This is a genomic window from Flavitalea sp., assembly GCF_035489435.1.
In the GTDB taxonomy this organism is placed as follows: Bacteria; Bacteroidota; Bacteroidia; order Chitinophagales; family Chitinophagaceae; genus DATHKG01.
On sequence record NZ_DATHKG010000057.1, the window covers coordinates 34,806 to 56,099 of the forward strand.

20 protein-coding genes are annotated in these 21,294 nt (G+C 41.2%); 9 read left to right on the forward strand and 11 right to left on the reverse strand.

What is annotated here, in order from left to right:
- The first annotated feature begins 6 nt into the window (after positions 1–6).
- The gene (locus VK664_RS08995) at positions 7–495 is read left to right on the forward strand and encodes a hypothetical protein (protein ID WP_461398309.1); all 489 of its coding nucleotides are present in this window, start codon (positions 7–9) and stop codon (positions 493–495) included.
- A 45-nt stretch (positions 496–540) separates the two neighbouring features.
- Here the strand turns inward: VK664_RS08995 and VK664_RS09000 are convergent, their stop codons facing one another.
- Positions 541–1,263, reverse strand: coding sequence for a DUF3108 domain-containing protein (locus tag VK664_RS09000; protein ID WP_461398310.1), 723 nt, complete (start codon positions 1,261–1,263; stop codon positions 541–543).
- Between the two features lie 176 nt (positions 1,264–1,439).
- Between VK664_RS09000 and VK664_RS09005 the strand changes: the two genes are divergently transcribed.
- Positions 1,440–2,642: an NAD(P)-dependent oxidoreductase gene (locus tag VK664_RS09005; RefSeq protein WP_461398311.1), complete on the forward strand. Its 1,203-nt coding sequence runs from the start codon at positions 1,440–1,442 to the stop codon at positions 2,640–2,642.
- A 173-nt stretch (positions 2,643–2,815) separates the two neighbouring features.
- On the opposite strand, the gene VK664_RS09010 is transcribed toward VK664_RS09005, so the two are convergent.
- The 3 genes from VK664_RS09010 to VK664_RS09020 all read right to left on the reverse strand — a co-directional run bounded on the left by VK664_RS09010 (position 2,816) and on the right by VK664_RS09020 (position 6,231).
- The gene (locus VK664_RS09010) at positions 2,816–3,598 is read right to left on the reverse strand and encodes a tRNA1(Val) (adenine(37)-N6)-methyltransferase (protein ID WP_461398312.1); all 783 of its coding nucleotides are present in this window, start codon (positions 3,596–3,598) and stop codon (positions 2,816–2,818) included.
- A 149-nt stretch (positions 3,599–3,747) separates the two neighbouring features.
- On the reverse strand, positions 3,748–4,761 hold the full coding sequence (gene tsaD / locus VK664_RS09015) for a tRNA (adenosine(37)-N6)-threonylcarbamoyltransferase complex transferase subunit TsaD (RefSeq protein WP_461398313.1): 1,014 nt from the start codon (positions 4,759–4,761) through the stop codon (positions 3,748–3,750).
- A gap of 219 nt (positions 4,762–4,980) precedes the next feature.
- The gene (locus VK664_RS09020) at positions 4,981–6,231 is read right to left on the reverse strand and encodes an ABC transporter permease (protein ID WP_461398314.1); all 1,251 of its coding nucleotides are present in this window, start codon (positions 6,229–6,231) and stop codon (positions 4,981–4,983) included.
- A gap of 103 nt (positions 6,232–6,334) precedes the next feature.
- Between VK664_RS09020 and VK664_RS09025 the strand changes: the two genes are divergently transcribed.
- Positions 6,335–7,204 carry an aldose 1-epimerase family protein gene (locus VK664_RS09025; protein ID WP_461398315.1) on the forward strand — a complete coding sequence of 290 codons (870 nt, stop codon included), beginning with the start codon at positions 6,335–6,337 and terminating at the stop codon, positions 7,202–7,204.
- A gap of 44 nt (positions 7,205–7,248) precedes the next feature.
- Here VK664_RS09025 and VK664_RS09030 read toward each other — a convergent pair whose 3' ends face one another.
- Positions 7,249–8,220: a YitT family protein gene (locus VK664_RS09030; RefSeq protein ID WP_461398316.1), complete on the reverse strand. Its 972-nt coding sequence runs from the start codon at positions 8,218–8,220 to the stop codon at positions 7,249–7,251.
- Positions 8,221–8,447: 227 nt separating this feature from the next.
- Between VK664_RS09030 and VK664_RS09035 the strand changes: the two genes are divergently transcribed.
- Together VK664_RS09035 and VK664_RS09040 are read left to right on the forward strand one after the other, a co-directional pair.
- The gene (locus tag VK664_RS09035; RefSeq protein ID WP_461398317.1) at positions 8,448–10,049 is read left to right on the forward strand and encodes a peptide chain release factor 3; all 1,602 of its coding nucleotides are present in this window, start codon (positions 8,448–8,450) and stop codon (positions 10,047–10,049) included.
- 80 nt (positions 10,050–10,129) lie between these two features.
- Positions 10,130–11,149, forward strand: a complete 1,020-nt coding sequence (locus tag VK664_RS09040; RefSeq protein WP_461398318.1) for a GNAT family N-acetyltransferase — start codon at positions 10,130–10,132, stop codon at positions 11,147–11,149.
- Positions 11,150–11,257: 108 nt separating this feature from the next.
- Here VK664_RS09040 and purB read toward each other — a convergent pair whose 3' ends face one another.
- Positions 11,258–12,601, reverse strand: a complete 1,344-nt coding sequence (purB, locus tag VK664_RS09045; RefSeq protein ID WP_461398319.1) for an adenylosuccinate lyase — start codon at positions 12,599–12,601, stop codon at positions 11,258–11,260.
- Between the two features lie 57 nt (positions 12,602–12,658).
- Between purB and VK664_RS09050 the strand changes: the two genes are divergently transcribed.
- Both VK664_RS09050 and VK664_RS09055 read left to right on the forward strand, forming a co-directional pair.
- Positions 12,659–13,396, forward strand: coding sequence for a menaquinone biosynthetic enzyme MqnA/MqnD family protein (locus VK664_RS09050; protein ID WP_461398320.1), 738 nt, complete (start codon positions 12,659–12,661; stop codon positions 13,394–13,396).
- Between the two features lie 198 nt (positions 13,397–13,594).
- Positions 13,595–14,392, forward strand: coding sequence for a LamG domain-containing protein (locus tag VK664_RS09055; protein ID WP_461398321.1), 798 nt, complete (start codon positions 13,595–13,597; stop codon positions 14,390–14,392).
- 151 nt (positions 14,393–14,543) lie between these two features.
- Here VK664_RS09055 and VK664_RS09060 read toward each other — a convergent pair whose 3' ends face one another.
- On the reverse strand, positions 14,544–15,407 hold the full coding sequence (locus tag VK664_RS09060) for a glycosyltransferase (protein WP_461398322.1): 864 nt from the start codon (positions 15,405–15,407) through the stop codon (positions 14,544–14,546).
- Complete coding sequence (locus VK664_RS09065; protein ID WP_461398323.1) at positions 15,404–16,234, reverse strand: methyltransferase domain-containing protein; 831 nt, start codon at positions 16,232–16,234, stop codon at positions 15,404–15,406. The genes VK664_RS09060 and VK664_RS09065 overlap by 4 nt, the downstream gene beginning before the upstream one ends.
- 87 nt (positions 16,235–16,321) lie before the next feature.
- On the opposite strand from VK664_RS09065, the gene VK664_RS09070 reads away from it, so the two are divergent.
- A complete protein-coding gene (locus VK664_RS09070; RefSeq protein WP_461398324.1) occupies positions 16,322–16,975 on the forward strand; it encodes a CmcI family methyltransferase in 654 nt (217 codons plus the stop codon).
- Between the two features lie 128 nt (positions 16,976–17,103).
- Here the strand turns inward: VK664_RS09070 and VK664_RS09075 are convergent, their stop codons facing one another.
- Positions 17,104–17,865, reverse strand: coding sequence for an FkbM family methyltransferase (locus tag VK664_RS09075; protein WP_461398325.1), 762 nt, complete (start codon positions 17,863–17,865; stop codon positions 17,104–17,106).
- A 105-nt stretch (positions 17,866–17,970) separates the two neighbouring features.
- Here VK664_RS09075 and VK664_RS09080 point away from each other — a divergent pair, with 105 nt between their 5' ends.
- Positions 17,971–19,023: a glycosyltransferase family 2 protein gene (locus tag VK664_RS09080; RefSeq protein WP_461398326.1), complete on the forward strand. Its 1,053-nt coding sequence runs from the start codon at positions 17,971–17,973 to the stop codon at positions 19,021–19,023.
- A 497-nt stretch (positions 19,024–19,520) separates the two neighbouring features.
- Here VK664_RS09080 and VK664_RS09085 read toward each other — a convergent pair whose 3' ends face one another.
- Together VK664_RS09085 and VK664_RS09090 are read right to left on the reverse strand one after the other, a co-directional pair.
- Positions 19,521–20,726: a glycosyltransferase family 4 protein gene (locus VK664_RS09085; RefSeq protein ID WP_461398327.1), complete on the reverse strand. Its 1,206-nt coding sequence runs from the start codon at positions 20,724–20,726 to the stop codon at positions 19,521–19,523.
- A partial coding sequence (locus VK664_RS09090; RefSeq protein WP_461398328.1) for a glycosyltransferase family 4 protein occupies positions 20,719–21,294 on the reverse strand: 576 nt, incomplete at its 5' end. The genes VK664_RS09090 and VK664_RS09085, both read right to left, overlap by 8 nt.

Consider the following 21,294-nt stretch of genomic DNA (forward strand, 5'->3'; position numbering starts at 1 on the left):
AATACGATGAAAACCTCTGTTGCTTTCCTCTTTCTGATATCGGTGTTTGCTGTTTCCTGTGGTAAATCCGGTTCCGATGCCGGTAAGCTCGTCGAAATCTATCGATTCAAAACGACAAGAGGTCCCGGTCCCTGTAAAATAGATAGGTCAAGGGCGGAACTGGCTGACACTCCATTTATCACCAACGATGCCATCAGGTCTTATAATAAAAAAGAATTTGAGTTTTTAATCAGCGACGAAGCGAGTAAAAAAACAAACAGTTTGATAGATAATGAGGCGTTGGCAATAACCGTAGATAAGGAAGTTATCTATTATTGTGTTCACAAACCAATTTACTCCAGTTCAACATGCGGTGACGAAATATCAATGGATAATAGTTCCCGGAATAAAATCAGGATGTATATCCTCAACATAAATCCGGCAAATCCTGTTCCGGATCAGCGTAACGATAGCCGGTTAATAAATGCATTGGCAGCACAAAGAAAACTTAAATGAGGCACTAATTCAGGACCTGGAAACCTGATTTGAATTAAGAATTTTCTAGACCGCTTCCATCACCATCTTACGTTCACCGGAAGCAATTACCATCTTCCAAAGCTTTCTTGTTTCGATATCTATAAAATATGTGGTAGTGCCACTGCTAATCTCATCTTTCACTGTAACCAGGTATACTTTCTTTATCTCCTTATCCTGGTAAATATATTCACACTGCCTTACCGCAATCACAGACACCTTCATTACCCCGGTTTTACCATTGGGATTGAAATCATAGATTGACAGATCTTTTGTAAAACCTGTTTTCAATGGTAGCCAACGTATCAATGTAGGATAAAGATTGCTGTCGAAATAATCCATTGACGGACTATCGCTGATTGATATGGTTGATCTTTTTTCCTTGTCGGCATAATACCCTGTAATAAGACTGTCAAAACGAATGATCATATCACGTTGAGTGTTGTAGGAAGAATGATAAACCGGCTTCAAAGAATTACGATCGGCAATTGTACTATCAATCCATGCGGTAGGTGCCTGGCGCATCCTTACCGTAGTGATCACCGTAAGGTTCAGGCTGTCTGTTTGAATATCGCTTGTAATCCTCCCGATTTCGATTTTCGTTGTATCCTGCATCAGATACCAGATCATATTCGACGTTTCATCAGAGATCCGTTTGTATTCAATACATGGATTGCCTGGTTTCAGCAACATTTGTGAAAATGCCATGGCCGGCACCAGGAATATCAAAAGGATGAGAAACTGTTTCATTTTTATCAATTGAAAAGAACGACAAGAGCCAGCGCAAATGTAATTTGAGTTTTATCGTTTGTTTATCCCTAATAGTGTGGACTGCTTAATATGCCGGATGAATTGTAGATTGAGCTTCAATACGATTTGGCAGTCAGGTGCCCAAACCACAACTTTGTAGAAACCGTTCATATGCTATGATAACAATCGGACTTATCAGGGAAGGAAAAATACCGGCAGATAACCGGGTCGCATTGATCCCCGCCCAGTGTAAATGGATACAAAAGAACTCGGCAGATGTAAGGATCATTGTCCAGTCTTCAGCGGGGCGTTGCTTCTCAGATAAGGAGTATGAAATGGCAGGAGTAACAGTAAAAGATAATGTTGATGATTGCGATATCCTGATGGGGATTAAAGAAGTGCCTGCCGACGAGCTTATCCCGGGAAAAACTTACATGTTTTTTTCTCACACCAAAAAGAAACAAGACTATAATCAGCAGCTGTTCAGAACAGTAATCAACAAAAAAATAACGCTGATCGATTACGAATGCCTTGAACATGAAGATGGTCAGCGCATCATCGGTTTTGGTTTTTTTGCCGGTATAGTAGGTGCTCACAATGGTATGATGGCTTATGGTCAGCGCACCGGTTTGTATCATATAGACCGGGTGTATAAGCAAAGAAATTTCCGGGAACTGATTCATACTTATTTCGGCCTTCGACTGCCAAATGTAAAGATTGCAGTAACAGGGTCAGGCAGGGTAGCACATGGTATCCTGGAAATCATGAACCTGCTGGGCATACATGAAGTGGAACCAGATATGTATCTTAAAAGGCGTTTTGCTTACCCGGTTTATACTCAACTGAAAGGGGGCGATCTTTATAAAGACAGGATAACAGGCACTTATGACCGGGAAGCATTTCATCTCCAACCGGAAAAGTTTGATTGCGTTTTCCTGCCTTATGCAGAACAAACCGATATTCTGCTGAATGGAATTTACTGGGATAAAACAGTGCCCAGGTTGTTTAATAAAGCTGATATATCCGATGAAGCATTTATCATAAAAACGATTGCCGACATCACTGATGATGCAAACGGTTCAGTTCCCATCAATCTCGGGGACCAAACTATTGAAGATCCTGTTTATGGCGTTGACCGCAAAACATTAGAAAAAACAGCGCCATATCTGAAAGATTCAGTAGATATCATGGCCGTTGGAAACTTGCCAAATGAACTTCCAAGAGATGCAAGTCGTTATTTCGGGGAGCAACTGATAAAATATGTACTCGAGGACATTGTAGGCAATGGATCAGAAATTATTACACGTGCTACCATGATTGAGAAGGGGAATCTTATGCCTCATTATGAATACCTGAGTGATTATGCAGGCGTTTCCTGAGTGGTGAGCGGGAAATGGAGTTATGAGTTATGAGTTATGAGTGGTGAGTGGTAAAGTTATGAGTGAGTTGTAGGTAGGGTGGAAGTGGTAAGTGTAGATACAGGAGTCGATTGACGAAAGTGTAATCAATTCAACAGTGATCCATTCAAACTCACCAATGAGCATCTGTGTGCTTATGAAGGTACTTCCTGATCCGGTAATTGAAGATAATATGGACCTAACAAATGCCTGAATTCATCCGTATAATTTCCAGCGGCATCTTTGATCGTAAGTTCAGTCACCCTAACATCAGCTAACTGACTATCAGCTGAGAGACTATATGAATAACTGGTGATTGATCTGAACCAGTTGTGTTTGGGAGTTTGCCTGACTTTTAATTCTTCTGACTTAAACAATCCTTTTTTTGCTGCAAGTATCTCAAATGCAGAAGAACGGTGAAAAGGTAGCATGATGCCAGCAGTACCAGAGGTCATAAGATTTTTCACAACCACCGCAACAAGTTCTTCCAGGTTTAAAGCCTTGCTATGCATAGCCAGTTGTTTGCTTTCTTTTTCCGGCGATAAGTCGTTTTCGTAAAATGGTGGATTGCTTATGATGAAATCATATTGTATGGGGAACAAATAGTTCCTGGCATCTCCCTGGTATCCTGTTATCCTGGAAGACCAATCATTCTGATTGATATTTTTTTCCATCTGTTGAAAACACCCAGATTCTATTTCTATTCCATGTATGTCCGCCTTTGTGTTCTGTGCCAGCATCATCATCAATAAACCTGTTCCGCTTCCGATATCAAGTATGTTTTTTACACCTGCAAAATCAGATATAGCACTACCATCCCTTAATAATAATTTAGAAGCATACCAGGCCCCAAGTATACATGCGTCGGTACAAACCTTCATGGCGCAATCTTCCTGATCTATACGAAATTGTTTAAACTGGAAATAGGCGTTAGACAAGCTATGATTATTAGTTATTTTAAGAGAATTTTGAATTATGAGTTATGAATTATGAAAGTAATTATGAATTATGGAGTTATGAATTCATAATTCACTCATAACTGGTTTCATAATTCATAACTCATAATTCATAATTTTCTTGAAGCCACTCACCACTGGGCCCTGGCGCTGACTTGCACATTCAACGGGTTAGTTTGTCCTGCAAGATATTTGTGGTACGCTGTTACGGCAATCATTGCGGCGTTGTCAGTACAATATTCAAACTTAGGAATAAATGTTTGCCATTTGTGTTTTTCGCCGAGGGCCGTTAAACCCGCCCGCAGTCCACTGTTGGCCGAAACACCACCTGCAATGCATAGTTGCGTTATGCCGGTTTGTAATGCAGCCTTTTCCAGCTTATTTAATAATATAGTCACGATGCGATGTTGAATGGACGCGCAGATATCAGCCAGGTTTTTTTCAATAAATTTTTGGTCCTGTTTCAGATTGTCCTGCAAAAAATATAAGATCGATGTTTTTAATCCACTGAAACTGAAATCCAGTCCATCAATCTTTGGTTCGGGAAATTTGTATTTATTTGGATTCCCTTCGCGGGCATATTTATCAATCAACGGACCACCGGGATAAGGCAGACCAAGAATCTTTGCTGATTTATCAAATGCTTCGCCGGCAGCATCATCCCTTGTTTCACCAAGCACAATGAGGTTGTCGGGAGATGTACATAAAATAATCTGCGTATGACCGCCACTGACAGTCAGGCAAAGAAAAGGAAAAGATGGTGGTGGATCACCCAGCAGGTTTGCAAGCACATGGGCCTGCATATGATGCACTGCGATCAATGGTTTATCCAATGATACTGCCAATGATTTGGCAAACTGGGCGCCAACCAGCAAAGAACCGATAAGCCCTGGTGCATTTGTAAACGCGATGGCATCGATATCCTTCAATGGTATGCCAGCTGATTCAATTGCAGTGTCAACAACCGGAACTATATTTTGTAAATGGGCACGCGAAGCAAGTTCTGGAACAACACCTCCAAAAGCTTCATGCACAGTTTGGTTTGCTATGATGTTTGAAAGAATAATTCCATCACGACAGATAGCTGCAGCTGTTTCATCACAAGATGATTCAATAGCAAGAATTGAGATAGATTTTTGACTCACCAGTTTACATTTTACCCGGCTGCAAAGTTACATCATATTAAGGGCAACATGTTAAGGGCAACATGGTCGGGTTGTTAATTATGCGGATGATCATCTTATTTATTTGCCGGGAATTATTATTTGATAATAACTATTTGTATTATTTGATAATAACTATTTGTAATAGTTGATATTACTATTTGTAATATTTGATATTACTATTTTTATTATTTGAAATAACTAATTGCTTCGAATCGCAACCACCGGGTTCATCTTAGACGCAATAGAGGCAGGTATGATTCCCGCAAGTACTCCTACCAAAATACAGATCCCGATTGCCAGTAGCATGATATCAGCAGAAATGAACAAGGGGAACCCGATCATGGAACTTGCGATTTTGGTAAGAATAAAAACCAGTATCAAACCAATAAGACCGCCGAGTATACAAAGGAAAGCGGACTCAAGGAGAAATTCAGTTAATATGGTGGAACGTTTCGCTCCGATTGCTTTTTTGAGGCCAATCTGGCTGGTTCTTTCCCGCACTGTCACAAACATGATATTCGCCACACCAAACATACCTACGATCAGGGATAAGGCAGCTATTGACCAGCCACCCTTGTTAATATTTCCAAATATAGTGTCGGTAAAGGAAGTGAAGGCATTCATATCATTCAAAGCAAAATCATCTTCCTGGGTTGGTTTAAGTTTTCTCAGCGAGCGCATGGCTCCTTCCAATTCATCAATCACCATCGCAGTGGAAACACCGGGTTTGGCCTGGACCATTATTTTTGGATTCGACCATTCTTCAGGGTTTAACTGTTTTAGCTGACCGCGAACCATGTGAATGCTGTTGTCAAATTCCCAGCCACCGATCATACTTTTACCTTGCTTTTTTATCAGGCCCACGATAGTTGCGCCTCTTCCTCCTTTCAAAGTAACTTGTTTGCCTACGGCACTTTCAGCTTTGCCAAAAAGTTTTTCAGCTACTTCATGACCCACAACGATCGCATTGACATTCTGATCAAAATCGGATTGCAATAAAGCGCGGCCCTGGATAATTTCAACCTTCTGGATGTTCGGAAAATCTTCTGAGTATCCATAATATGTTACACCGGTCAGCTGAGACTGCTCATACTCAATGGTTGAATTTAAATCTGTGACGAAAGCAATATTTGCCGCACTCGGCACTTTATCTTTCAACGCGAGCATTTCCTCATATTTCGGATAGGGCCGCTTCACATACTTCCACCAGGGATAATCATCGCCTCCGACATAAACCCATTTATCGATATAGATAGTATTATTACCGAGTGCCTTCAGATCACTCTGCACTTTCATCTCAAGGCTGTTCACTGTAGAAAGCACGCTGATGATACAAAAAATCCCTATTGTGACCCCAAATAAGGAAAGAAAGGTCCTCAGTTTATTTGACCTGAATTCCTGTAAAGCCATTTTCAGGCTGGACCAGATGATTGCAACAAAACGACGCATAAATCAAATATAATCAGCTTTTCAGACACTTGCAGGTTTTGAGGCAAGTTTGTGAGGAACGGTGGAGCCTTTATCGATTATATTGCAGTTGAAATTCCCGTATATGATTACGATTGAAAATGAAAATCTCAGGGTTACCATCAACCCGAAAGGAGCAGAACTTACAAGCATATTTAATAAAGAAACACAGTTGGAATATATGTGGGAAGGTGACCCTGCCATCTGGGGTAAATACTCACCGGTATTGTTTCCGATCATAGGAACATTGAAGGAGAATTTATACAGGTTTAATAACAAGGATTATTCATTACCACGACATGGTTTCGCAAGGGAGCGAATTTTCAGCCTGGAAGATCATCAACAGGATGAATGTGTTTTCAGTTTGTCCGGCGATGAAGAGACGATGGCAGTTTATCCATTTGAGTTCAGACTACGGATAAAATATGCTTTGCTTCAAAATACTGTCGCCGTAAGCTACGAGGTGCAGAATCCGGCGAAACAACCGATTTACTTTTCCATTGGCGCACATCCTGCATTTAAGGTTCCACTTTCGCCCGGAACAATTTATGAAGACTATTATCTTCAGTTTGAGAAAGTCGAAACTGCCAACCGCTGGCCCATCACGAAAGATGGACTGATCGATTCGTCACCCTTGCCTTTGTTAACCGCAAATGACCGGCTCCCGCTTTCTAAAAATCTTTTCGCGAGTGATGCCATCGTTTTTAAATCATTAAAATCTTCCGTTCTGAGCCTGAAATCAGAAAAAACGCCACATGGGCTGGAGTTCAGCTACGCGGGCTTTCCGTATATGGGATTATGGGCTGCAAAAGGAGGAGACTTTGTTTGTATTGAACCCTGGTGCGGTATTGCCGATCCGGTTAATTCCGACCAGTTGCTCGAACATAAAGAAGGAATAAACAAACTTGCCCCGGGTGAAAAGTTCGTGAGGACCTGGACCGCAAAGTTTTTCTGAGGATCATCTTTCTCCCCGGACAATCATTGTTCCATTCTGAATCATTATTCTTTTAACGGGCGTTTTTTAATCATGCCTCCTTTGGTGTCTTTAATGCTGTGCATCACTACAAAAGCAAAAGAATCTATCAATTCAATTTCAGCTTTGATTCGCGAAATTTCAAGCCTTGTGATAACGGTAAACAGTATCTGCTGATCACTACGGATATATCCACGTTTACCGTAACCACCTGAACCGTTATAAACTGTTACACCCCGCCCAAGTTTTGTAGTGATCATCCTGGCAATTTCTTCGTTTTTTGGTGAGATGATGGTTACACCGGTGTATTCTTCCAATCCTTCGATCAAAAAATCCACCGTTTTGGAAGCTGACATATAAGTGAGCATAGAATACATAGCGTTATTCAAACCCAGGTAATAAGCCGCCGAGGCAAAAATCACAATATTAATAACGAGGATTATATCACCGATGGTCGAACCCGATTTCCGGCTCAGGTAAATTGCCAGTACTTCAGATCCGTCAAGTACGCAACCGCCCCTTACAGCCAGCCCTATACCTGCTCCCAGGAAAAAACCGCCAAACACGGCTACCAGTAATTTGTCTGTTGTAACTGTTGGATACTCGACCAGGGCAAGACAAACTGCCAGCCCGAAAATTGCACAGATGGTTTTGATCGCAAATGTTTTTCCAATCTGTTTATAGCCCAGCAGGATAAATGGCAGGTTTACAATTACGATATAAACAGGCAGGGGATATGGTGTTACGCCGCTTAATAACAGTGAAATCCCGGTAGCACCGCCGTCAATAAACTTACTTGGAAGCAGGAAACTTTTGAGTCCAAACCCTGCGAGCAAAATACCTATAATAATCAGGGAAATACTTTTAACTGTCTGGCGATTGCTTTTCCTGTGCAGGTATACCTCTTTAGCCGCCCGGTAATTGCTGGGATGATCATGCAACTGATGATCGGAAGCCTCCAGCGTTTTTTTCGGGGGTGACACAAAAGGAAAAATCATAAGCTATAGGTATGCTGAAATTTACGAATATTTCGCTCACAAAACCGAAAAAAGAAATGCTACCTTTGCGCGCTGAAAACGGCCAGTGCTGAAGATTATCAAAGGCTTAGCCGCTATTTTTAATTATGAAACGCCATTTAATTGTAACGCTAACGAAATGTTCAACCGGGCGTTCCACCACCTGCCTTGCCTTTAAGGCATCCGGCAAAAAAAATTAATATTAACGGATGAAATATATCAACGAAATCAATAAGCGCCGCACGTTTGCTATCATCTCTCACCCCGATGCCGGTAAAACTACGCTCACGGAAAAATTCCTTCTTTTTGGAGGTGCTATCCAGGTGGCAGGCGCTGTAAAAAGCAATAAGATTAAGAAACACGCCACCAGTGATTTCATGGAAATTGAAAGACAAAGGGGTATCTCGGTTGCAACTTCAGTAATGAGTTTTGAATACCGCGGCATATTGATCAACTTGTTGGATACACCCGGTCACAAGGATTTCGCGGAAGATACTTACCGGACACTAACGGCGGTGGATAGTGTAATTCTGGTAATTGACAGCGTAAATGGGGTAGAAGCGCAGACCCGGAGATTGATGGAAGTTTGCCGGATGCGCGACACACCGGTAATCGTTTTTATAAACAAGATGGACCGTGATGGCAAAAACCGTTTCGATCTGCTGGAGGAAATTGAAAAGGAATTGAATCTTCAACTTCATCCGATGACCTGGCCAATCAATAGCGGAAAGGAGTTTAAAGGAGTGTATAACCTTCATGATAAAAACCTGGTTCTATTTACAGCAAATACTAAGGCATCCGATGAAGATGTGGTGAATATCAGTGACTTATCAGAATCAACTCTTGATGCGAAATTAGGTGAAAGGGATGCCGCCGCGCTTCGTGAGGATGTGGAGCTTGTTGATGCAGTTCATGGTGATCTGAATGTTCAGAACTACCTGGAAGGTAAGGTTGCCCCGGTGTTTTTTGGATCTGCTGTAAATAACTTCGGGGTTAAAGAAATGCTGGACACTTTTATTCGTATTGCGCCGGTTCCGCGTTGCCGCCCCACTTCTGCACGGGAAGTTTGCCCGGTAGAAGAAAAAATGTCGGGGTTCATCTTTAAAATTCACGCGAATCTTGATCCGAAGCATCGTGACCGGATCGCGTTTATGCGTGTTTGCTCCGGAAAATTTGAACGTAACAAATACTTTCATCATGTTCGCCTGGATAAAGACGTTAGATTTAGTAACCCCTACTCATTTATGGCCCGTGACAAAGACATTATCGAAGAAGCATACCCCGGTGACGTGGTAGGACTGTTTGATACCGGGAGCTTTAAAATCGGTGATACGCTGACCGAAGGCGAAGATTTTTATTTTACTGGAATTCCTTCCTTCTCACCTGAAATTTTTAAAGAGGTAATCAACAAAGATCCTATGAAAACCAAGCAGTTGGAGAAGGGACTTTTACAGCTAACTGACGAAGGTGTGGCCCAGTTATTCACCCAGTTCGGTGGTAACAAAAAGATTATCGGGTGCGTTGGTGAACTTCAGTTCGAAGTTATCCAATACCGCCTCTTACAGGAATACGGGGCTTCGGTACAATTCAATTCTGTCCCATTCTACAAAGCCTGCTGGATTACTTCAAAGGATCCCAAAAAGGTAGAAGAGTTCACAAAATTCAAATCAGGAAACATCGCAACCGATAAAGATGGTCACCAGGTTTACCTGGCCCAAAGTGAATGGTTCCTGAATACCGAAAGAAACAACAACCCGAATATCGAATTTCATTTTACCAGCGAAATACATAAAGAGAATTATGAATTATGAGTTATGAATTATGAAACCTTTATTTCATAACTCATTTCATAACTACTTTCATAATTCATAACTCATAATTCATAACTCTGTTGAACTTACCTGACATAATCTTTAGCACTAGTCGTCTTTACGTCAGGCGGTTTACTGAAGCGGACGAAGACAATTTTTTTCGTTTGAACAGCGATCAGGATGTGATGCTGTATATCAGGAAAGTTAAGGACAGGGATGAGTCCCGCCATTTTCTGCTTCAGAACATCGATGCCTATGCGAAAAATCCCATGACCGGGCGATGGGCGGTACATGAAAAAAACGGGGATCGGTTTGTGGGAACTTTTGCTATTATTCCTCTTGAAAATACCAGTTACTGGCAGGTGGGATATGCTTTGTTGAGAGATGACTGGGGAAAAGGATATGCCACCGAACTTACCCATACCGGGGTTCAGTATGCTTTTCGAAAAATGCTTGTTTCAAAACTTACAGCGGTAACCGAGAAGTCCAACTATGGTTCTATGAGTGTTTTGAGCAAATCGGGATTTACCCGGCTGGAAAACTTTCAACAGGATGGAAAGGAACTTTGCATTTTTGAAATCTTAAACCGGGCCGTGGTTGAAACAGATCGTTTACTGATTGCTGCGCTCGACAATCGCCAGTTGCACCTTTATATTGCTGCAAATAATCGCCTGGAAGAGGAATTGGGACTTAAAACAGGCGACCGGGTGCTTTCTCAGGATCTCCGGGAAATGATCGACCAGATAACTGTGCCGGCTATGCGCGAGGCCACTGAAAAGGACTATTATTTCTATACACTCTGGATTGTGATCGATAAAACGCACAATCGCCTGGTGGCTGAACTAGGTTTCAAGGGTATCCCCGATGAACGCGGTGAAATAGAAATTGGCTATGGCACATTTCCATTATCGCGTGGCCAGGGATATATGACCGAGGCCGTATCAGGCATGGTCTCCTGGGCCCGAAATTATCCCGGTATCAAATCAATGAAAGCGGAAACCGAGGTAGACAACAGCCCATCCATACGCGTGCTTGAGAAAGCAGGCTTCGTTAGAAATAGCAAACATGGGACGAGAATAGTCTGGTGTTACCAGTTATGAATTATGAGTGATGAGTTATGAGTGAGTGATGAGTTATGAGTGAGTGATGAGTTACGAAGTAACTGTATTAAGGTTTCATAATTCATAACTCATAATTCATATCTCTCTTTACATCGGGTTTACGCCTGTGTAGTTGTGTGGTGAGATTTTTTTCAGCTCTTTTTTGACTGCTGAAGAAATTGACAGGCCATCAATGAATTTATGTAGTGATTGTTTATTGATGCCGCCTTTACCGCGGGTTAAGTCTTTCAGGGCTTCGTAGGGAGCCGGGTAATTTTCTCTTCTTAAGACCGTTTGAATTGCTTCTGCCACTACTGCCCAGGTATTTTCGAGATCAGCATAGATCTTTTCTTCATTTAACACCAGTTTTCCTAATCCTTTTTCGATCGATTTAAAGGCAAGTATAGTGTGTGCAAATGGAACACCGATATTGCGTAACACGGTTGAATCTGTAAGATCCCTTTGAAGGCGGCTAACAGGGAGTTTTGCAGAAAGGTGCTCGAGCAACGCATTCGCAATGCCCAGGTTTCCTTCAGCGTTTTCAAAGTCAATGGGATTCACCTTGTGTGGCATGGCAGATGAACCCACTTCTCCTTTTTTTGTTTTTTGTTTGAAATAGTCCATCGAGATATAGGTCCAAAGATCACGGCACAAATCAATAAGAATGGTATTGATCCTTTTCATCGCATCAAATGATGCAGCCAGGTTATCGTAATGTTCAATCTGGGTTGTGAATTGTTGCCTTTCCAATGCCAGCGTTTCAGTGACAAACTCGTTTCCGAGTTTAACCCAATCTTTCGCCGGAAATGCTACAGCATGTGCATTAAAATTTCCGGTAGCGCCGCCAAACTTTGCCGACACAGGAATCTGTATGAAAAGTTCTACCTGGTTTGCGAGTCTTTCAACAAATACCATCAGTTCCTTTCCAAGTTTGGTAGGACTCGCGGCTTGTCCATGTGTTCTCGCCAGCATAGAAATATCTTTCCAGCCTCGTGCGAGCAGTTCAATTTGCCGGTTAAGATTTAAAAGAAATGGCAGGTATTCAAATTCCACTGCATGTTTCCATGACAAAGGAATAGCCGTGTTATTTATGTCCTGCGATGTAAGCCCGAAATGCACCCATTCTTTTGATGCGCCGGCCTTGAGCTCTTCCAGTTTTTCCTTAAGAAAATATTCGACAGCTTTTACATCGTGATTGGTTATGGCTTCTGTATCCTTTATTTTCTGTGCATCTTCCAGGCTGAAGTCATCGGCGATCGCACGGATAGCAGTTTTAACAGCAGCGGGCAACGGAAAGAACTTTTTTGATGATAAAAAAAGAAAGTACTCGACTTCAACCAATACCCGGTATTTCATGAGCGCGAACTCGGAAAAATATTCATCCAGGTGATGCAGTTGTTTACGATATCTGCCATCAATAGGTGAGATGGCTGTGAGTGCGTTAAGTTCCATGAATTATAATTGAATACAAGTTATCAGTGCGTAACTTTGCGGGCAAAATTAGATGAATTGGAGAAGATAAAAGTTGGAATCGTGAATTATCTCAATACCCGGCCCCTTGTTTATGGTATTGAAAATTCACCGGTGATGAATGATATCATATTTACAGGCAACTACCCGGCAATGCTGGCTCAACAGCTTATCAGTGGTGAAATAGATCTGGGACTTGTGCCGGTGGCGGTGATTCCTGCTTTGAAAGAATTTTATATTAATACTGATTATTGTATAGGGACAGAAGGAGAAGTTGCTTCGGTTTGTATATTCAGTGATGTTCCGCTTGAAGAAGCAGATACAGTGCTGATGGACTATCAAAGCCGGACCTCGGTAGCACTTGCAAAACTTTTATTGAAGGAATACTGGAAACTCAATCCTGCTATCGTGCCTACCCAAAACGATTATCGTCCGCTGATTAAGGGTAATACTGCTGGCCTGGTTATTGGTGACCGGGCACTGGAACAGAGACATAAAAATAAATATATCTATGACCTGGGTGCTGCATGGAAAGATCATACCGGTCTTCCCTTTGTTTTTGCTGCCTGGGTAAGCGCAAAAAAACTCGATCCCGGCTTTGTTGTCGCATTTAATGAAGCCAACAGGTTTGGATTAACAAAAATTGATGAGGTCGTTGCTGAACAGGTTTATGATTACTATGATCTTTTGAAATATTATAACCATAATATCAGTTATATGCTGACTGATCAGAAACGCGTGGGACTTGCCTCTTTCCTGGATGCTATCGTGAAATAATTGTAACCTGATGTCTAAGAAAAAATATTGCAAATTGCCTAATAGCACCTTTTACCCTAATCCTGTTAGTTAGCATTTGGTTCCAAATCTGGGAAATATCAAATTAAAATTTTGGAAACGGTTTGGATTTATATTGAATACACTTGAAAAAAATTACTTTTACCCGCATTAAATTCCCAAACCTTAACCTATTTTTTTATGCGATTTCCTGCAGCCTTGTTTTTATTAATTTCCTTCGCTTCCTGCCAGAAGGAATGTCCTACCTGTGACAAGGAAGAATGCAAAGATTCGATACCTCCAACTAAACCTACCTGTTTAACTGATTTAACCAGGGGATTACTTGCTTATTATCCTTTCAATGGTAACCTCAATGATGAAAGCGGAAACAGCCTTCACGGAACAGCTGTAAATGGCGCTTTTCTTACTACCGGGTTCCTTGGACGTCCAAATACCGCCGCAGGATTTGATGGGGTAAATGATTATATCATGGTGCAGGACAATGGTAAATTAACTACAGACAGTGTCACCATCTCTTTGTTCGTTATGGCGAGGTCGGTTGATCGCAGGCATTCAATTGTTTCGCGTGTAAATTTTGAGAATACAACTTCACTCGCCTGGGGTGTAGGACAAAGCCTGGATGGAATCAATAAGTGGGAATTCGCGGTCGGAAATGCTGCTGATGCCTGTTCAAAAGCGCATATCTATGATCCTTCAATTTATTGTACTTCATCTCAGTCACTGGTTGCCGGTCAGTGGTACCACCTTATCACAAGTTTTGTAAATGGAGTTCAAAGGATTTATGTTGACGGGACTCTAAAAGCAACCATTAACCGGGACTTCAAAACGCTTAAAAAGTGTACCACCGCCCAGTTCATCATCGGCGGATGGTGGAAAGGCGATATTACATCTATCGACGGAAAAATTGATGAAGTCAGGGTTTATAACAGGGGCCTGACCGATTGCGAAATCATGGAGTTATCAAAAACTTTTAATTAATCACCACGCATAACCCGGGTTTTAACCCCGGGTTATGCGAATTCAAACCCTATCGGGTTGTATAGCCTTGGGCATCCGGGTTTCATAACTCATAACTCATAATTCATAATTCTCTTGATGCCACTCACAACTCACCACTATATTACTGCTGTTAAAACCTACCGTATCGTTTTATTACGTTGTGCCATAGTCCCAGGATAGCATATTTTAATACAGCCAGTTTTTGATCGCCATAGAGCAGATTGTTCTTAACTGTAACATAAATTATTTTCCGTCTTTTAGCCGACTCTTTCGGGAACTCATTTTTGAATTTGCCCGATACATACAACCCGTTTCTTACAATATAATATATTCGGATAGGGTTGTGAAGAGTCTTTAGGCCCGAACTTAAATTTCTCTTATTTGTCAATTCAAGTGATCGCCCAAGTGTATGTCGCATCAGGCCTGCTTTTATAACCACCACTTTATAACCTGATAAAATCGCCCTGTAACAGTAGTCATGGTCTACCTCATCGATAAACAGTTTTTCATTGAAGCCTTCCAGTTTTTCAAATAACTGCAGGTTTAATAAACATCCGGAGGTAATCAGGGAATTCACTTCAACATAGAATTCATCGGCAGGGCGGGAGGAAAGAAACTCTTTGTCATAAGGAAGACCAAAGACCGCGACGGCTTCTTTCGCAGGATAAGCATCCGCAGCCTGGAAATAAGCAGATAAAACACCTGGGTCGAATGATGAATCCTGATCCATGGTTAATAACCAGTCAAATCCTTCTTGTTTTGCTTTTTCACCGGCAATATTCAGTGCTTTCGCAATTCCATGATTAATCTTGTCTGAGATAATAACAACCTTTGGATCTGATCTGAATGATTTGTAAAAATCTTCATCCGGAAATTCAGAATTGTCAATAATAAAAAGGCGCGTTACCTGGTCCGCATATGTCGCAATGTTCTTCAGAAAACTGATTTCCGGATGATACATCACAACCACCGCTGCTATTTGAGTTGCAATCATAACCTGTCGGAGGGAAACCGGCTGTTGTTAAATAATGGATTTTCCCGATCAAGAAAAGCGCTGTTATCTATATTACCGTCTTTTAATTTTTGGGCTAATACGATGATGTTGAAGGGTGTAAAAAGTGATGCTTTCAATATTTTCAAACCGTTATAATCAACAAGCTTCAGTAGCAGGGGCGTATTAAAAATATGGTGATGAACGCATCTGTTCTCGAAATTGTTAGCGGTTCTTTCAGCAAGAAGCCCGGGGTCTTTTAGTCCGGGATCCATAGAAACATCATGCAGATTAATCGCATCTTCGAAATGAGTATTGTCTTCTTCACCTTTGCCCTGCTCGTAATCATCTATCATATGTTCAAGAGTAGTCAACGGTCTTTTCCTGTCAAAAGTTCTATCCTTGTGAGGTAATACAAATAATATGTAACCACCATTCCTGGTAACCCTTTTCCATTCCAAAATCGCTTTGATAGGATTAGCAATATGTTCAAGGCTGTGACAGGAAAGTACAAAATCATAAGTTTCAGAACCGATCACAGACAGGTCAGTGGCTTCCGCAATGAACTGTCTGCCTACTTTATTTTTATCATATCTGAATGTCTGACCTTCTGATATACTTCCTTCCCAAACTGTATTTGTGCTAAAATTACATCCATCCAGGCTGCTGATGACATTGTAAATTGGCAAGAATCCTTTTGAAGAAAGTACCCGGCTTGGTCCACCCACCTCCAGACCTTTAAGACCTTTAAAATACGCCATATACTCGTGGCGATCTTTCATTCGTTTTGGAAAGTATACTCTGAATAGTGATTCTAATTTTTTAAGCATTTCACAAGTTTACATTACTTTTATAAATATCGTGTAACGGTATATCGAACAAGTAAGTATGAATTAAGACAATTATCAAAAAGGTATATGAATTTAAGCAATCCGGGATCAGCATTGGGCAAGTGGATCATTAACGCGTTCCATAAACTTTATTATCATAATAATTCTCAAACCTGGGATAATACATATTGGATGGGCACAAAAATACTCAAATGCCCCCTCGATATGTGGATTTACCAGGAAATATTTCATGAGCTCAAACCTGATCTGATTATTGAATGCGGTACAAACAGGGGTGGGAGCGCTTCTTTTATGGCTGCCCTCCTGGACATCATCGGTAATGGAAGGATCCTGACAATAGATATTGAAGCTTATGATAATCGACCCCAGCATCCAAGGGTTGAATATCTTTTGGGTTCCACCATTGATGATGCTGTAGTGAAAAAAGTCCGTGATTCAATAAAGCCCGGCGAAAAAGTATTGGTGATTCTTGATTCGGACCATTCCGACAGTCATGTGTACCAGGAGATGAAAATCTACCATGAGTTCGTAACCCAGGGCAGTTATATGATCGTAGAAGACTCAAACGTACATGGACATCCTGTTCACAAGCACCATGGGCCCGGACCTTACGAATCGATCGAAAGATTCCTTAAACATAACAACGAATTCGTGATAGACAAGTCTCGTGAGAAATTCATGATGACGTTTAATCCTACAGGTTATCTTAGAAAGCGTTAAGCGAGTATACTTAGGGTCTACTTTTTAGGAATATAGGATGCCCTTCCATGCTTTTAACTTTTTATCAGATGCCTGCTGGCACTTCGAGATATAATTTTAATATTATCCAGGAACCTTCCGGGCAAACCTTAGGGTTTGAAACAGATAATGTTTTCGCCTTTTAAAAAAGTGACCCAATTATATTTTCCCATCTCCCTGAAAAAGACTTGTGAGGTGCCGGGTTTCAGGTTATCATGCAATTCAGTAATGATACAATCGGTTACCGGCAGCCATGCCTCACTTCCAAATTCAAATACCTCCTTTTCGGAGCCTTCGATGTCTATCTTAAGTATGGAAAGGCGTTGAATCTGGTACTGTGAAATCAAACCTGCAACAGTATGGGCCTGAACATAACCATCATTGACTTCCCCTGCCGGTCCCATAACATAACCAGCACTTTTTTCATCAGTATTGAAAATTTTTAGTTTTTCAGTATTGTGCCACAAAGCTCCATGTATATGAACCACGTTGGGGTAGCCCACTGTGTTTTTCTTTAACAACTGGAAATTATTGAGATCCGGTTCGATGGATAAGATCCGGGCCTTAGGGAATTTTTGAGAGAAGTAAATTGCAGCCAAACCAATATTTGCACCAGCGTCAATGATCCATTCAACTGCATTTGGATCCTTATGGGGAAATTCGTATTGCTGTTCGGTAAAGACCTGGTCAAAAATATAGGGGTCAGATTGATCTTTTCTTAACCAGATATCATTTTTAAATACAGAACTGCTGATCTTGATTACCGGCCCACCGGAAAATAAAAAGTCGAAAAATATTTTTAAACCGTTTTTTAGCTGGTAGTATCTTATCAGGCTAATCAGTTTAATGATTTGCAGTCCGAAAGCTCTCAATAGTATTTAATTTCATCAAAGGTATGCCCTCAGTAGAAGAATAAAAAATGGCAAGCCCGGTAAGCCAGGCCTGTAAGCATTAACATATTAGTTAACTTGCCCTGTATGTCAATTGGAAGTCCTCATCCCTTTATTTCAATATGTATTCCGGCCTACAAGCATAGGGACTATGTCGAGCGGTTGTTGACTTCTCTATTAGCCCAGACATTTACAGATTTTGAAGTCATAATTACGGATGACAGCCCGGATGAGTCTGTAAGCAATCTTGTTACCGGCTATCGCAGCCGGCTAAATTTGCATTACTTCAAAAACACCCCCGCCTTGGGCACCCCCGAAAACTGGAATGAGGCGATGAGGCAGGCAAAAGGGCAGTGGATAAAATTGATTCATGATGATGATTGGCTGGCTTCCGATTCAAGTCTGCAGGATTATGTCGATGCTATCAACCAAAACCCCAATATCGATTTTTTCTTTACAGCCTACTATAATGTGAAATTAAATGATGGGGAAAATCCTGATTTGACTAAAGAAGCAACTGCTGATGAAATAACGGGCATTCCAATGCATATCCATATTTCGCGAAATAACAATGGAAAAAACGAGATGATCGAACCAGCATTATTTCGCATAAAGCAATTGCAACAAAATCCCGTCACCCTTTTATCCAAAAATATAATTGGTCCTCCAAGTGTCGTTATTCACCGCAATGATCAGAAATATTTCTACGATAAAAACTTCAAATGGCTGGTCGATATGGATTTTTATATGCGGTATCTCGATAACCGTGTTGCTGTGTATATTGACAAGCCCCTTGTTAACATAGGCATTAACGAGCAACAGGTTACAAGGTCCAGTTCCTTAGTAAGAGAAGTGGAGATACCGGAACATTTCAGAATCCTTGAAAAAACCGGCATTCAACAACTAAAGAACCTGCTTGTCTACGATGCATGGTGGCGACTAATTCGCAATCTTAAAATCCGGGATCTGAATGAAATAAAAGAGGCTGGTTACACTGGCAAAATTCCCGTGGCCATAATAAACCTGATCAAATTCCAACAAAAATTCCATTACTCCATTTTGAAGTTTGGACCTGCCTCTAAAACACTGATGTTTGCAAGTTACACCCACAATAAATTAACGAATAGTTTTAGAAACTAATTTGAACAACTCAGGGCAGTAACCAAGCGCAATGATGGAAGTGCTAACATATAATAATTGTAGGAAAGCTAACGTATAGCAATAATGGAAGCACTAACGCATTGCAATAAATTTAGCGGTAATAAATTAAGTTAAAAGGGCAGCGGTAACGTATAGCATTAAAAGAAGAAGTAAAGCACTGCTATAAAGGTTAATTAAAATTTGTAATGACTGGTCGCATATCTCTCAAAGTGGATGAGTGAGTTGGGAGCGGGATTGTGCCTTTGCGCGGCCTTCGTACCGTGGTCGGAGTTACTGAAGCCGATCAGGGCGATACTGCAATTAGCACTTGAAGAAACCCTAACAAAGCTGATCAGGGCAAAAAAGCCGATCGGAGACAAGAACCACTCCCAGCATGAGCAAAGGTATTAACCACGGGACACAGCCGCAAAAAGGCACAATCCCGATCCCAACGGAGCGAAGAAGCGACCAAAAACTGTTGCATCATAAAGCATCCTTCACTTCTGTATCGGCGTATGCATTAAAAACTCCCGGTAAGCCATAAGAAACTGCTGCCTGTCAAAATGCTTAGCTGCATATTCATATGCCGTCTTCGACAATTGTTTCAATCTCGCCTCATCGGCGAGCAGGCCGTTAATCTGTATGATAGCTTGCTTAACCACGGCTTCTTCATTTTCAAATTCATCAATCAGAATCGAGTTGTATCCGTTTTTTAAATGCATTTTATTCCCTTCAAGGGCAGTTACCAAGGGCACGCATCCGTAAGCCATTCCTTCTTTTATCACCATCGGAAAACCTTCATAGGCTGAAGTGAGTATAATAATATGAGCTAAGCTGTAAAGCCGGTTCATTTCGTCTTTTGTTCTTACTTCACCATATACTTGACTTGCTGCAGAAATGTCCTGATCAATCTCCCCGCTTAGGGGACCTGCAAAATGGAATTTCACTGGCGAACCTTCGCTGATAAATTTTCTTGCAATCCTGTTCAGTAGCCATACCCTTTTTTGAGGACCGCCACGGCCGGCATAAAGGATATGTAAAGGTGGACTTGATTTAACCGGTAACTCATTCGGCACTACCACCCCGGGCTGGATAAAGAGTATTTTTTCGTTATAAGCTTCCGGCACTTTATACTCAGCATACTGATTACGGATATTGCCCAGGGTAAAACTATCATAGACGATCCTTGAATCAAGAAGACGGTAATTCGCCAAACCAAAAAATTCCATACCATTTTTGCCATAGGAAAAATTATGTAACAATTCCGTTTTATGTACATGTTCTCCAAGGAAGGGCAGCATGTCGTAAAAAAAAGTGCTGTTCGAGCTCAGTACATGAACACGTTTATGGAGATTCAGGTAAAACGAATAATAATGCACTGAAAAAAGCCTGAATAGCAAGTAATCGCACCAGGTATGTATATCGAAGTTTTTGGTAGCTGGCACAGAATAAAACGCATCTTTCAAACCATCATTAGGTGACTTACGCGTGAAAAAAACCATCTTCGGAACATCCTCGACGCTTTTAAGGATGTCGAGGTGAATCCGCTGTGCGCCGCCGATAGCATAGCGGTCAAAGAAAAAGAAAAGATGGCTGGTATGTTTTTTTCTGAAAAAGACAAATGGATATATAAAGAGAACGGCCACCGGGTAAGTGATCCATAACAGGCAACGGAAAATTTTTATCTTGGTTAAATTATGCATCAACGATCATCGATTGTTCAACTATTTGTGCCACTTTTTTTGCTATGCTTCCCCAATAATAGTAATCAAAAAAAGCCTGGGGTGTATGGTCATTATTGTTGAGTGTATTGCTGAGCGCTGCTATAACAAGCCGGCTGAAATTTGGCCAATCCTCGTCGGGAACTATTTGTAATTTATTGCCGCATACTTCACGAATCAAACCCAGTGCACCAATTTCAGTGGAAATCACGGTACAATCCATGGCAATTGCCTCAATGGCTTTTGTTTTAACACCCCCGCCGCTGATAATCGGATTAAGAAATACATCAGCTGCTTTAAAGTAGATTGAAATATCATCCACGAAACCAGTATAGATGATATTTTTATCTGAATAATCTTTCAGGCCATTAAAGAAATCGGGTAAACCCTTGCCACAGACCAGGATTTTGTAGTTTAAACCTTGTGCCAGCAACTGAGGGTTGATGATATCCAGGATAATTTTCAGGGCATCATAGTTTGTATGATGATACAGCGCGCCATTAAACAAAAGGATTTTTTCATTCCCTGCTATCCCATGTAAGGTCCTGAC